This is a genomic window from Nonomuraea sp. NPDC050404 (assembly GCF_040655495.1).
Classification (GTDB): Bacteria; Actinomycetota; Actinomycetes; order Streptosporangiales; family Streptosporangiaceae; genus Nonomuraea.
In genome coordinates this window covers 15,765-28,026 of the sequence record NZ_JBFAKB010000001.1, presented here as the reverse complement: position 1 = coordinate 28,026, position 12,262 = coordinate 15,765, and the positions used below count along the sequence as shown (strand labels likewise).

The following is a 12,262-nucleotide window of genomic DNA, read 5'->3' as shown; positions in this document are numbered from 1 at the left end:
ATTCGCGGCGGTCACCGTGATGCTGGGCGTGCTTCTCCCGGCGGCGCCCGGCGCATCGGCGATGATCGACCCGTCCAAAGGCAAACCGGGGTTCTGCCAGGACGGGACGGGTGTCACCGTCGTCGTCGACTTCCAGCAACTCGGTGGCACGACGATCGTGCGCTGCAACCCGCAGCCGGAACGCGGCACCGGCCTGGACGCGTTGAAGGGCGCGGGATTCCAGATCGCCGGAGTGCAGCGGTGGGGGGAGGCGTTCATCTGCCGGATCGAGAACCGGCCGTCGGCCGTGGAGAAGATCCCGGTGACGGGCAACGAGAACTACATGGAGGCGTGCATCGACACGCCGCCCGCCGCCGGGTACTGGTCGTACTGGCATGCCGGCAACAACTGCGCCTGGAAATACAGCCAGTGGGGCGTCAAGAACCGCGACTTCGTCGCGGGCGGGTTCGAGGGCTGGTCGTTCTCCCTGAACGCCACCGCCGAGACCAACCCGAAGCCGCGGATCGCCGCGGTCCGTCCCGGAACCGAGGGCGGCTCGTGCGACACCCCTGACGAGCCCGCTCCCACGACCAACGATCCGAGCGCGGTCCAGCCCGGCTCGGGCGGCGACGACCCTCCCCAGGACCCCCCGCGCACGGACCCGGATCCACCCGCCGCACAGGATCCCGCACCCCGTGCGGACCAGAACCCTCCCGCCGCGCAGGATCCTCCGCGCGTGGACGCCACCCCGAGCACAAGCCCTTCCGCCACACCCCTGCGTCCGGATCCGGATTCTCCCGCCGCACGGGATCCCGCGGCCCCGGATGCCCCCGCCGTACAGGATGCCCCGAGCACGGATCCGACGCGGTGGGAGGAGCCGGGGGAGGCGGCACCGCCGCAGGAGGCGTCCCGGCAGGACGGCAGCACCCTGCCGCGCCCTCTGCCCCGAAGGCCGGAGGCATCCGTCGCGGACGACCCCGCCCACAACGTTGCCTTCGTCGGCGGACAGGACGCTCCGGACATCACCGAGGTCGTCAAGGAGCAGTCCGGCGCGAGCGACTACGCGCCGTGGGCGGCAGCGGCCGCGACCGTCGCGCTCGGCGCGGCGACCTGGCTGACCGCCCGCCGCCGCCGTCGCTCCCGAGACGCCTGATGCGCTCGCGTTCCGCCGCCCACTTCCTGCCGCGCTCGCGTTCCGCCGCCCACTTCCTGCCGCGCTCGCGTTCCGCCGCCTACTTCCTGCCGCGCGACCTGCACCCGGGCGCCTGGTGGGCGTGGACGCTCGGCCTGGCCGTCGCGGCGAGCCGCACGACGAACCCATGGCTGCTGCTCACCATCATCGCGGTGGTCTGTCACATGGTGATCGCCCGGCGCGCCGAGGCGCCCTGGGCCATGGCGTTCCGCCTCTACCTCGTTCTCGGCGCGATGATCGTCACCTTCCGCGTGCTCTTCCGGCTCGTCTTCGGCGGCGCGGAGGGCTCCACGATCCTGCTGAGCCTGCCGGAGATCCCCCTGCCGGCGTGGGCGGCCGGCATCCGGCTGTTCGGCGACGTCTCCGCCGAGTCGCTGCTCGGCGGACTCTACGACGGGCTGCGCCTGGCGGCCATGGTGCTCTGTCTGGGCGCGGGCAACGCGCTGGCGAACCCGAAGCGGCTGCTGAAGGCGATGCCACCGGCCCTGTACGAGGTCGGCACCGCCGTGATCGTCGCGCTGTCGGTGTTCCCCCAGCTCGCCGAGAGCGTCCTGCGGGTCGGGCAGGCCCGCAAACTCCGCGGCGGGACCCGCGGCAAGCGGATCCACGCGCTGCGCACGATCGTCATCCCGGTGCTGGAAGACGCTCTGGACCGGTCACTGTCGCTCGCCGCGTCGATGGACTCCCGAGGGTACGGACGTGCCGGCGAGGCCAGACCGAAGGCCAGGTTCGTCACCGGAGCGCTGATGATCGTCGGGCTGGCCGGTGTGTGCGTCGGCGTCTACGCCACCCTCGACGGCAGCACACCCCGTTTCCTGGCCCTGCCCGTCCTGGCGGCGGGACTGGCCGTGGCGCTGGCCGGGTTCCGGCTCGCCGGGCGCCGCGTCCACCGCACCCGCTACCGGCCCGACCGCTGGGGGCTCGCCGAGACAGTCACTGCCGGCAGCGGGATCGCCGTCGCGGTCGCGCTGTTCGCGACGTCCAGCGTGGACCCGACGAACCTCAATCCGTCACTCATCGAGTTGTCGTGGCCGCTGCTGTCATGGGAGCCGCTGTGCGGGGTGCTCGCCGGTACGCTGCCGGCCTTCCTCACCCCGCCACCCGAGCTCCAGCACGTCCCGGCCGAACATCTCCCGGAGAGAGTGCCCGCGTGATCGAACTGACCGACGTCTCCTTCTGGTACCACGGGCAGCCCGATCCCGTCCTCGCAGGCGTCGGCGCGAGCATCGGAGAAGGCGAACTGGTGCTCATCGCCGGACGGACGGGCGCCGGCAAGTCCACCCTGCTCGGTACGCTCAACGGGCTCGTCCCGCACTTCACCGGGGGCCATCTCGAAGGCCGGGTGGCGGTCGGCGGCGCCGACACCTCCTCCCGGCCGCCACGCGAGTTCGCCCACCTCGTCGGCGTCGTCGGCCAGGATCCGCTCGCCGGATTCGTCACCGACACCGTCGAGGAGGAACTCGCCTACGGCATGGAACAGCTCGGGCTGCGTCCCCCCGTCATGCGCCGCCGGGTCGAGGAGACCCTCGACCTGCTCGGCATCGCCGACCTGCGCCGCCGCGCCCTGCGCAGGCTGTCGGGCGGGCAGCAGCAACGCGTCGCGATCGGCTCGGTCCTGACCATGCACCCGCCGGTCCTGGTCCTGGACGAGCCGACGTCCGCACTCGACCCGACCGCCGCCGAGGACGTCCTGGCGACACTGGCGCGGCTCGTCCACGACCTCGGCACCACCGTCCTGCTCGCCGAGCACCGGATGGAACGCGTCGTCCCGTTCGCCGACCGGATGTTGTACCTGCCAGGTGACGGAACCCTCGTCGACGGCCCACCGGCCGCCGTACTCCGCGACATGCCGATCGGGCCACCCATCGTCGCGCTCGGCCGCCTCGCCGAGTGGGAACCTCTCCCGTTGTCGGTGCGGGAGGCCCGCAGGCGCGCCCAGCCCCTGCGCGAAGCGCTCCTCGCCGTCCCGGACACCCCGGCCGGCGCAGCCGGGACGCCGGTGCTCACCAGCCGGAACATCGCGGTCCGATACGGCACGACCGTCGCCGTCCGCGGAATCGACCTGGATCTGCACGCCGGCACGGTACTCGCACTCATGGGCCGCAACGGCTCCGGCAAGTCCTCGCTGCTGTGGGCGCTGCAGGGCTCGGGACCGCGCCAGGGCGGCACCGTCACGGTCGCCGGCAACGACCCGGGGCAACTGACCAGCGCGCGGGCCCGCGCGCTCGTCGGGCTCGTCCCGCAGACCGCCGCGGACCTGCTGTATCTCGCCCGGGTCGCCGACGAATGCGCCGCCGCCGACCGGGAGGCGGACGCCGTGCCCGGCTCGTGCCGGAACCTGCTCGACCGGCTCGCACCCGGCATCAACCCGGCCGCGCACCCGCGCGACCTGTCCGAAGGGCAGCGCCTCGCGCTCGTACTGGCTGTCCAGCTCACCGCGTCACCGCCGATCATGCTGCTCGACGAGCCGACCCGCGGGCTCGACTACGACGCCAAAACCACGCTGGCCGCCATCATCGCCACGCTCACCGCCGAAGGACGCGCCGTCCTCGTCGCCACCCACGACGTCGAGTTCGTCGCGGCCGTGGCCGACCGGGTCGTGGTCATGGCCGAAGGGGAGATCGTCGCGGACGGCCCGGCCCGCGACGTGCTGGGGGGCTCGCCGGCGTTCGCGCCGCAGGTCGCCAAGATCCTCGGCCCGGACTGGCTGACGGTCGCCGACGTCCGTGCCGCGCTCTCCCCGGAGGCTCGATGACATCGCTGACGCCGCGAGGGGCGCAGGCCGTCCGGGTCGGCCCGCGCTCGATGCTCGTGCTGGCGCTGGCATCCGCCATCGGGCTCATGATGTTCGTGTGGCCGCTGCTCGTCCGCGTCGAGCCGCAGAGCATGCAGCACGCACCCGACGCGCCGTTCATCTTCATCGGCATCCTGCCCGTCATCATCGTCATCGTGCTCGCCGAGTTGTCCGAAGGCGGCATGGACTCCAAGGCCCTGGCGATGCTGGGAGTCCTGTCGGCCGTCAACGCCGCACTGAGGCCGCTCGGCGCCGGCACCGCCGGCATCGAGACCGTGTTCTTCATGCTCGTGCTCTCCGGGCGGGTCTTCGGCCCCGGCTTCGGGTTCGTTCTCGGCTGCACCTCCCTGTTCGCCTCCGCGCTCCTCACCGCCGGCGTCGGCCCATGGCTGCCGTTCCAGATGTTGTGCTCAGCGTGGATCGGCATGGGCGCCGGGCTGCTGCCGCGCCGCGTCAGCGGCAAAGCCGAGATCGCCATGCTGGTCGCCTACGGCATCGCCGTGGCGTACCTGTTCGGGTTTCTGATGAACCTGTGGTTCTGGCCGTTCATCGCCGGCGCCGAAGTCCCCTACCACGACGGCCACATCTCCTACGTCCCCGGCGATTCCCCATGGGAGAACCTGCACCGCTTCGCCATTTTCACCCTGCTGACGTCAACCGCGGGCTGGGACACCGGCCGCGCCATCACCAACACCGTCGCGATCACCGTCCTCGGTCCGGCCGTCCTGGCCACACTGCGCCGTGCATCGCGCAAGGCGTCCTACGGCGTCGCCCCCACGTTCTCAACGCGGAGTTCCTCCGCAAAGGGCATGGATGAACCGGTGGCCTAGGTTGCTCCGTGTTCGTCGTGGCCGTCAACTCCGGGGCACCAGGACGGTGTCGATGAGGTAGACGGTCGCGTTGCGGGTGCGGACGTTGCCGCAGACCACGGTGGCGTCGCCGACCGTGTAGCCGTCGTCGGAGCGCATGGTGGTGACCTCACCGCCCTGCAGTGTGGTGAAGGAGCCGCTTTCCAGATCGGTGGGGGTCTTACGGCCTGGGACGACGTGGTACGTGAGGATGTCCGACAGCGTCTTCTTGTCGGCCAGCACCTTCTTGAGCGTGGCTCTGTCGATCTTGGCGAAGGCGTCGTTGGTGGGGGCGAAGACGGTGATGTTCTTGGCCCCGTTGAGGGTGTCGGCAAGGCCGGCCTTGTTCACGGCAGCGACCAAAGCGGTCAGGAGCGGATTGTGGGAGGCGGCGGTGGCGACGGGCTCGTCGGCCATGCCGGTGAAGCTGCCCTGGCCGTCGTCGGGCATCGCGGAGCAGGACATCCCGAACTGCTCGTCCGTCGCGGCCGGCTCCGGGGCGGAGTCGTTGCCGGGTTCCGGAGCCGTCGGCGCGCTGGTGTCCGGCGCGGGGGCGGCGCTGCTGCTCTTGGGAGCCATGGCAGTGCCGGAGGGTCCTGCGGCGCAGGCGGTGAGTGCCGTCAGGGATAGGGCCAGGGCGAGGATGGGCAGACCGGCGGTGAGGCGCTTGCTCATGATGATCTTCTCCTTGTTCGTGCTCTGTGGCGTCCCGCGCCAGGCAGCCGTGCTGGGCGAGCGCCGCGACGAAGGACCTCGGAAGGACCGCTGCGGTGAAGGGAAGACGCGTCACCGGTCATGACAGGGATTCGGCGCCGATCACCTGACGGATGGGTGCCGTTGCCCGGTGGATGACCGTCATCGGACCGGCATCACGGTCTCAGGCAACGCGGGTCTCGCCCAGGGCAAGCCGCCCGCCGACAGCACCGCCGCCATGGATCCTCTCGCCCGGCTCCTGACCCGGAACGCGGGCTCAGCGGCCTGACGAAACTCGGGGTGGGCGCTGGTCAACGGCGAGCAGGCGGGGGTACTCCGGGGAGCGGGTCAACGGGCGAGCAGGCGGCGGTACTCCGGGGAGCGGGTCAACAGGTCGTCGTGCGGGCCCATGTCCACCACCCGGCCGCCGTTCAGCAGCACGACCGTGTCGGCGGCGCGCAGCGTGGAGGGGCGGTGGGCGACGACGAGCGTCGTGTGCTCGCCTCTGGCCGCGCGCAGCGCCTCGTCGATGGCGGCCTCGCTGTCGGCGTCCAGGTTGGAGACGGCCTCGTCCAGGACGAGGACCGGGGCACGGGTGAGCAGGGCGCGGGCGATGGCCAGCCGCTGGCGCTGCCCGCCCGACAGGTGCGCGCCGCGCTCGCCGACCAGGGTGTCGTAGCCGTCGGGCATGGCCGCGACGAAGTCGTGCGCGCAGGCGGTGCGGGCGGCCTGCTCCACCTCGGCGTCGGTGGCGTCGGGGCGGGCCAGGCGGAGGTTGTCGCGGACGCTCATGGCGAACAGGTACGTGTCCTGCGGCACCGCGGCCACGGTCGAGCGCAACTGGTCGAAGGGCAGGTCACGCAGGTCGTGGCCGCCGACGCGTACCGAACCGGCCGAGGTGTCCCAGTGGCGCAGCAACAGGGAGGCGCAGGTGCTCTTGCCCGCGCCGGAGTGGCCGGCCAGCGCGACGGTCGTCCCGGCCGGGACGGTGAAGGAGATCTCGCGCACGGCGTCCGGCAGGCCGTCGCCGTAGCGGAAGCTCACGTTCTCGAACGTCACCTCGGGCTCGATCCGGTCCACCGGCCCGGCGGCCTGCTCGGTGACGTCCGGCACCGCGTCGAGGATGCGCAGCAGGCGGGCGGCGGCGGCGCGGATCGTGGACAGCTCCCGCCAGGTGTCGACCAGGGACATCAGCGGCAGGAAGGCGAACGCGCCGAGCACGGCGACGACCACGACCTGGCCGGCGGCCAGGGCGCCGGCGTTGACCAGGGCCAGCGCCACCAGCAGGGCGGCGATCAGGCCGGCCGCGGCGATGGCGTCGCCCGCGGCCTTCTCCACGCCGCCACGGGAACGGTGCGCCCGCGAGGTCAGGTTCAGGTGTTCGGTCGCGGCGGCCAGCCGGGCCGCCTGGTGCTCCTGACGGCCGAAGACGAGCGTCTCGGACAGGCCCTGGACGGCGTCCACGGTCTCCGCCGCGGCCTCGCCCGCCGCCTCCCGCATCCGCTCCGCCTGCGCGGCGGAGCGCCGCCGCAGCCAGAACGGCACCGTGGCCATGGCCACGACGGCGGGCAGCAGCGCCGCGCCGACCAGCGGATGCAGCCAGAACGCGGCCACCAGGCAGGCGGGCGGCACGGACGCGGCCACGACCAGCGGAGTGAGGCTGTGGGCGAAGAACAGCTCCAGGATCTCCACGTCGGCCATCGCGGTCGCGCCGATGTCGCCGGAGCGGCGGCGCAGCAGGTAGCCGGGGGTCAGCGCGGCCAGCTTGCGGTAGCAGCGGTCACGCAGCTCGGCCAGCACGCGGAAGGCCAGGTCATGGGCGATGTACGACTCGGCCCACGCCGCGAGCACCTTCGGCGGCACGAGCACCCCCAGCACGATCAGGCCGGGCAGCAGGTCGGTGGCGGCGGTGCCGTTCAACGCCTGGCCGATCAGGGCCGCGCCGAGCAGGGCGGCGGCGAGCGCGAGCCCCTGGTCGAGCAGCCCGCAGCCGATGGCGGCGGCCAGCCGGGCCCGCTCGGGGCGCAGCAGCGTGAGCAGGGCGCCCTTCCTCGACGGTACGGCGGCGGTGGTCATGGTGGTCATGCCGCTCCTTCCTGCTGGCGGGCGACCAGGCGGGCGTAGGCGCCACCGGTGGCGAGCAACCTGTCGGGGGCGGCGGCCTCGGCCACCCGGCCTTCGTCGAGGACGACCACGTGGTCGGCGTCCGCGACCGTGGACAGCCGGTGGGCGACCACCAGCACCGTACGGTCCGCCCGTACCCGTTCCAGGGCTTGGACCAGCGCGCGCTCGGCGGCGACATCCACGCTGGAGGTGGCCTCGTCCAGGATCAGCAGCGGCGCGTCGGCCAGCAGCGCGCGGGCGATGGCCAGCCGCTGGCGCTGCCCGCCGGACAACCGCAGCCCGCGCTCGCCGATCACGGTGTCGTAGCCGTCAGGTAGCTCGGCGATGAACTCGTGCGCGTGCGCTGCCCGCGCCACCCGCTCGATCTCGGCAGGGCTCGCGCCGGCCCGCCCGTAGGCGATGTTGCCGGCGACCGTGCCGTGGAACAGATAGACCTCCTGCGAGACCACCGCCACGCCGGCGCGCAGCTCGGCCAGCGCGGCCTCCCGCAGGTCCACGCCGTCGAACAGGACCCTGCCGCCGCCGGGGTCGGCGTGCCGCAGCAGCAGCCGGATCAGCGTGCTCTTCCCGGCCCCCGACGGCCCGACCACCGCGGTGGTGCGACCGGCCGCCAGGCGCAGCGACACCCCGTCCAGGGCGGGCCGCTCCCGTCCCGGATAGGTGAACGTGACGTCCTCGAAGACGACCTCCGGAGGCGTGCCCGGCAGCCGCGCGGTGCCGGTGTCGGGGACCGGGGGACGGGCGGCGAGCAGTTCGGCGATGCCGTGCGTGGCGGGTAGCGCGCCCTGGCCGGCGTGGAAGGCCGCCATCAGCTCGGTGACCGGCCGGAACGCCTCCCGCGACAGCAGCAGCACGGCGAACACCGCTGTCAGCGACAACGCGCCCGAGGCGTACTGCCAGGCGCCGAGCCCGACGGCGGCGGCCGTGCCGAGCGCGGCGAAGAACCCGACGAAGCCCGCCGAGACCGTCCCGACGAACGTGAAGTGCAGCGAGTCCCGGTAGAACGACCACGACCTGCCCGCCAGCCCGGCGCCGAACCGCTCGTCGGCGCCGACCGCCTTCAGCGCGGGCAGGCCCTGCACCGCGTCCAGGTAGTCGGCGCTCAACCCCTTCCAGCCCTTGAAGTACGCGGTCAGCCCGTCGCGCATCCGGCGGCGCATCAGCCGGGGCGCGGCGGCGGCCAGCACGGCCGTGACCGCCACGAGCACCGCGACGGCCGGGTCGATCCAGGCCAGCACCGCCACGATGCCGAGCCCGCCGAGCACCGAGATGAGCACCTGCGGCACGAATACCCCGACATACCGGTCGATCGCCTCGACGCTGTCCACCAGCGTGGTCAGCACGCCGCCCGTACGCACCTCGGCGACGTAGCCGGGGCCGAGCGTGAGCAGGTGGCGGTAGAGCCGATCACGCAGCGCCGCCTTCACCACCTCCGCGCCCCTGGCCGAGGCGACCTCGCGGCCCCACACCAGCACGGCCCGCACCGCGACCAGCGCCAGCGCCGCGCAGCAGGCCAGGACCGCCGCCGCGAGGTCGCCGCCGACGCCCTGCGCCACGGCCGCGGTCAGCAACAGGCTCTGCCCGGCGTACGTGGCCGAGACCAGCACCCCCGCCAGTACGGCGAGGGCGAGCCAGCCGCGCCCCGGACGGATCAGACCCAGCAGGGTCCGGTTCACCATGTCAACTCCGCCTCGTTCGAGCGGCACCGCGCGATGGTGAAGGTTCCGCAGCCGGTCAGGACGAGCGGAGTTGACAGGACGATCGGCGGACGCCTCACGCAGGGCTCCTTGTTGCACATGATTTGCAATAACACAGCTCAAGCAAGGATGGCGGTTCGGAGACAGAGTGACAAGACCTCGTGTACGCCCGGATGTAAGAGGTAAGCCACGGGGGTGGTCATAACCGAAGTCTCGGTGACACCAAGCCCCGGCCCGCACCTGCTTCCCGTGTCAGGTGCGGGCCGGCCCACGTCCGGGGTCCGCGGACGTCCGGACGGGCCGCCGGCATCTGGGTCGATGCGCATCATCACGGACACTGCTCAGGCGAGAGGCAAGGGATCGAGGACCGGCTCGGTCGTACCGAGCCGGGATCCGCCGAGGAAGGGGAAGGCCGCGGGCGCGGTGGCGTACAGGCCGGGCACTACCACCCGCACCACGTGCAGCCCGGTGGCGCGCACGTCCGGCGTGGTCACGTCCACGCTGATGGCGCGCAGCCCGGCACCGGTCAGCCGCGCGAGGTAGCCGCGCGGGTCCACGGCCGCCGGCGGCGGGCCGGGGCGCGGATGGCGCAGCCGGTCCAGCGAGGGGCCCTGCATGCGCGGGTCGAGGAAGAGCTGCGGATGCAGTTTCGGGTCCGTCAGGTCGCGCCAGTCGTCGTGGAAGGCGTCGCGGTAGGTCCGGTCGGCGCGGAAAGGCCGGTAGGGGTGGTCGGTGGTGCGCCACAGCGGGCCGTCGCCGTCCAGCAGGGCCAAGCTCGTCGTGTACGACACCGCCGCCTCGGCGAACGCCTTGGCCGCCGCCGGTTCCGGGCCGGAGCGGCAGGCGGTACCGAAAGCCACGATCCGGCGGGCGCGGTCCTCCAGGAAGGCGCCGACGACCGGCACGCCGAATTCGGACGGAACAGCCAGGAAGGTGACCACGATGCCGCGGCCTGTCGCCTCGGTGACCGCCCCGGTCAGGCCACGCGGCGTCGGGAGATGGGTGGCCCGTTCGCCGCGCAGCCACCACAGGGTGACCGCATCGCGCTCGAACAACTCCTCCAGCGCCGACCGTTCGGCTCGTTCGCGGTTGATGCCGGCGGCGAGGCCGGCGCCGATGCGGGCGTTCGTGTGCGGTGGCCGCTCATCGTTCAGGTACACGAGCGAGGCGGGCACCATGACGTCCGCGCCGCCCGCCAGGTCGCGGCCGGTCGCCCACGCGATCTCCAAGTCCGGGGTCAACGGCGTGAACGGGAAACCGGGTGCGGCGTGCTGGCGCGGCGCGTACAGGGCGAGGGTTTCGGGGTCGATCGCCTCGGTGCCCAGGTCGGCGTGGCGGGCGCGCCTCAGGTCATCGGGGACGGCGTTGCCGCAGTAGCGTTCGACAGCCTGGCCGATCGCCGATTTCCTCGCCTGTGCCTTGTCGAGCGCGGTGCCGGTGGCCACCCGGTCGGCCGTCCAGGGGGCGAAACGGTCGGTGGCGGAGACATACGCGCGGTAGAGCACGCACGAGGTCAGGGCGCTCTGTTCCCGCGCCAGCCGCCTGATCAGCCCGAACTCCGGGTCCACGAGCTGCTCGGGCGAGGCCGCCGCGGACCAGCCAGGCCGGGGCAGCGGCAGCACCGGATGCCGGGCCGGCGATGGGCCGACGACCAGTTGGTGGCCCTCGCTCGGGACCGGTTGCCCGGACAGGAGCGCGAGCACGTCGTCGACCAGCAGCCCGGCCACGGTGCCGCTCGTCGCGGTCCACGGCTCGGGGGCCAGGTGGTCGCCGGAGCCGATCCGCTCCCACAACGTGAGCAGTTCGTGGGGTGAGCGGGCGGCGGCCAGCCGGCGGGCGCGGGTGTCGGCGTAGGTGGCGGTGCGGCCGGGGATGGCGCACGGGCCGAGGCGGAACGTCAGGCCCTCGGCGTGACAGCGGTGCCACGGAATACCGGCGCACAGCCGATCGAGGCGCTGCCACTCGGCGTCGGGGAGCCAGCCGGCGCAGGCGACGACCATGTCCACGCCCCCGACCGAGTCGAGCGGGCCGCGTTCCACCTTAAGATGGGGCTGGAGCAGCGCGGCGGTCATGTCGGCGACCGGGTTGTCCCCGATCACGTGGACCACGCGGCCGGCCAGGGGCGAGGCGTTGTCGTGCCGGGTGAGGATGCCGCGTTCCTCCAGAGCCCGCAGCAGGTCGATCAGGTCCGGATCGGTGGTGCCCGCCAAGGCTTCGGGGAGGCGGCGCATCAGAGTGCCGGGGGCGGGGATCCGTGTCACGCGCCCGTCGGGCTCATGGCAGCGCCAGATGCCGTCGGCCCCCAGGTAGAGCTGGTGCCCAGGGGTGATGCGGAGGGTGCGGGTCATCCGGCGGACCTCCTGGGTCGGGCGCGGGGGCTGCCGATGTGTCAGCGAGTCTCGCGGAACATGATCAATCGGGTACGGTCTTCGGCGCCCTGCAGCGCGGCCACTCGCCAGCCACGGTGCCGGTAGAGACCGAGGGCCTCGATGGCTCGCGGGTGGGTGGTCAGCCACCAGGACGCGGCGGGCGCGGCGGTCAGGATCGCGTCGTGTAACTTCAGCCCCAGTCCGCGTCCGCGGGCCGGAGGCAGAACCGCCAGTTCCTTGAGGGTGAAGTCGCCGCGCGGCAGGCGGGAGGCCGCCAGTGCGAGTCGTGAGCAGCGCAGACCGTAGGCGAACCCGTGCAGCCGATCCTCGTGCAGGGCCGCCGCCAGGATGAAGCCGGGCAGCAGCGCGTCGGCGGCCAGGCGGTCGGCGACGGCTCGGGCGGCCTGGCGCGGCTGCGTCCAGGGCGGGCGGGTGAAGATCTCGTCCGCCGCGTCGGCCACCGCGGCCAGGATGCGGTCGACCTCGTCAGCGGGGACGAGACGGATGGCGGCGCCCGCCTGGCCCCGCGGACCAAGCTCGGGCCGGGCGGGCGTCGCCGGCATCGG

General features: G+C 73.0%; 10 protein-coding genes. 5 read left to right on the top strand and 5 right to left on the bottom strand.

Translation table 11 applies throughout. The features are described from left to right. Window positions 1–28: 28 nt before the first annotated feature. Genes AB0I81_RS00135 through AB0I81_RS00120 form a run of 4 tightly spaced genes read left to right on the top strand, consistent with a single transcriptional unit; the run spans window position 29 to window position 4,795 of the window. Window positions 29–1,132 carry an ABC transporter substrate-binding protein gene (locus AB0I81_RS00135; protein WP_360647274.1) on the top strand — a complete coding sequence of 368 codons (1,104 nt, stop codon included), beginning with the start codon at window positions 29–31 and terminating at the stop codon, window positions 1,130–1,132. Beyond that, entirely contained in the window at window positions 1,132–2,325 is a 1,194-nt protein-coding gene (locus AB0I81_RS00130) for an energy-coupling factor transporter transmembrane component T (RefSeq protein ID WP_360647271.1), read from the top strand. The genes AB0I81_RS00135 and AB0I81_RS00130 overlap by 1 nt, the downstream gene beginning before the upstream one ends. Then, window positions 2,322–3,926 carry an ATP-binding cassette domain-containing protein gene (locus tag AB0I81_RS00125; RefSeq protein WP_360647268.1) on the top strand — a complete coding sequence of 535 codons (1,605 nt, stop codon included), beginning with the start codon at window positions 2,322–2,324 and terminating at the stop codon, window positions 3,924–3,926. The genes AB0I81_RS00130 and AB0I81_RS00125 overlap by 4 nt, the downstream gene beginning before the upstream one ends. Beyond that, window positions 3,923–4,795, top strand: a complete 873-nt coding sequence (locus AB0I81_RS00120) for an ECF transporter S component (RefSeq protein ID WP_360647266.1) — start codon at window positions 3,923–3,925, stop codon at window positions 4,793–4,795. The genes AB0I81_RS00125 and AB0I81_RS00120 overlap by 4 nt, the downstream gene beginning before the upstream one ends. A 24-nt stretch (window positions 4,796–4,819) precedes the next feature. On the opposite strand, the gene AB0I81_RS00115 is transcribed toward AB0I81_RS00120, so the two are convergent. Continuing rightward, a complete protein-coding gene (locus tag AB0I81_RS00115; protein ID WP_360647263.1) occupies window positions 4,820–5,488 on the bottom strand; it encodes a fasciclin domain-containing protein in 669 nt (222 codons plus the stop codon). 169 nt (window positions 5,489–5,657) lie between these two features. Here AB0I81_RS00115 and AB0I81_RS00110 point away from each other — a divergent pair, with 169 nt between their 5' ends. Continuing rightward, window positions 5,658–5,795: a hypothetical protein gene (locus AB0I81_RS00110; RefSeq protein WP_360647260.1), complete on the top strand. Its 138-nt coding sequence runs from the start codon at window positions 5,658–5,660 to the stop codon at window positions 5,793–5,795. A 59-nt stretch (window positions 5,796–5,854) separates the two neighbouring features. Here AB0I81_RS00110 and AB0I81_RS00105 read toward each other — a convergent pair whose 3' ends face one another. The 4 genes from AB0I81_RS00105 to AB0I81_RS00090 all read right to left on the bottom strand — a co-directional run bounded on the left by AB0I81_RS00105 (window position 5,855) and on the right by AB0I81_RS00090 (window position 12,259). After that, window positions 5,855–7,591, bottom strand: coding sequence for an ABC transporter ATP-binding protein (locus tag AB0I81_RS00105; RefSeq protein ID WP_360647257.1), 1,737 nt, complete (start codon window positions 7,589–7,591; stop codon window positions 5,855–5,857). After that, entirely contained in the window at window positions 7,588–9,309 is a 1,722-nt protein-coding gene (locus AB0I81_RS00100) for an ABC transporter ATP-binding protein (protein ID WP_360647254.1), read from the bottom strand. Before AB0I81_RS00100 ends, AB0I81_RS00105 begins: the two co-directional genes overlap by 4 nt. A gap of 359 nt (window positions 9,310–9,668) precedes the next feature. Then, window positions 9,669–11,675 carry a YcaO-like family protein gene (locus tag AB0I81_RS00095; protein WP_360647251.1) on the bottom strand — a complete coding sequence of 669 codons (2,007 nt, stop codon included), beginning with the start codon at window positions 11,673–11,675 and terminating at the stop codon, window positions 9,669–9,671. 41 nt (window positions 11,676–11,716) lie between these two features. After that, the gene (locus AB0I81_RS00090) at window positions 11,717–12,259 is read right to left on the bottom strand and encodes a GNAT family N-acetyltransferase (protein ID WP_360647248.1); all 543 of its coding nucleotides are present in this window, start codon (window positions 12,257–12,259) and stop codon (window positions 11,717–11,719) included. Between the last annotated feature and the right edge of the window lie 3 nt (window positions 12,260–12,262).

Bases quoted from the DNA above. Each gene is read 5' to 3' on its own strand.
- AB0I81_RS00090 (WP_360647248.1), bottom strand. From the start codon at position 12,259: ATGCCGGCGACGCCCGCCCGGCCCGAGCTTGGTCCGCGGGGCCAGGCG.
- AB0I81_RS00095 (WP_360647251.1), bottom strand. From the start codon at position 11,675: ATGACCCGCACCCTCCGCATCACCCCTGGGCACCAGCTCTACCTGGGG.
- AB0I81_RS00115 (WP_360647263.1), bottom strand. From the start codon at position 5,488: ATGAGCAAGCGCCTCACCGCCGGTCTGCCCATCCTCGCCCTGGCCCTA.
- AB0I81_RS00120 (WP_360647266.1), top strand. From the start codon at position 3,923: ATGACATCGCTGACGCCGCGAGGGGCGCAGGCCGTCCGGGTCGGCCCG.
- AB0I81_RS00130 (WP_360647271.1), top strand. From the start codon at position 1,132: ATGCGCTCGCGTTCCGCCGCCCACTTCCTGCCGCGCTCGCGTTCCGCC.
- AB0I81_RS00105 (WP_360647257.1), bottom strand. From the start codon at position 7,591: ATGACCACCATGACCACCGCCGCCGTACCGTCGAGGAAGGGCGCCCTG.
- AB0I81_RS00100 (WP_360647254.1), bottom strand. From the start codon at position 9,309: ATGGTGAACCGGACCCTGCTGGGTCTGATCCGTCCGGGGCGCGGCTGG.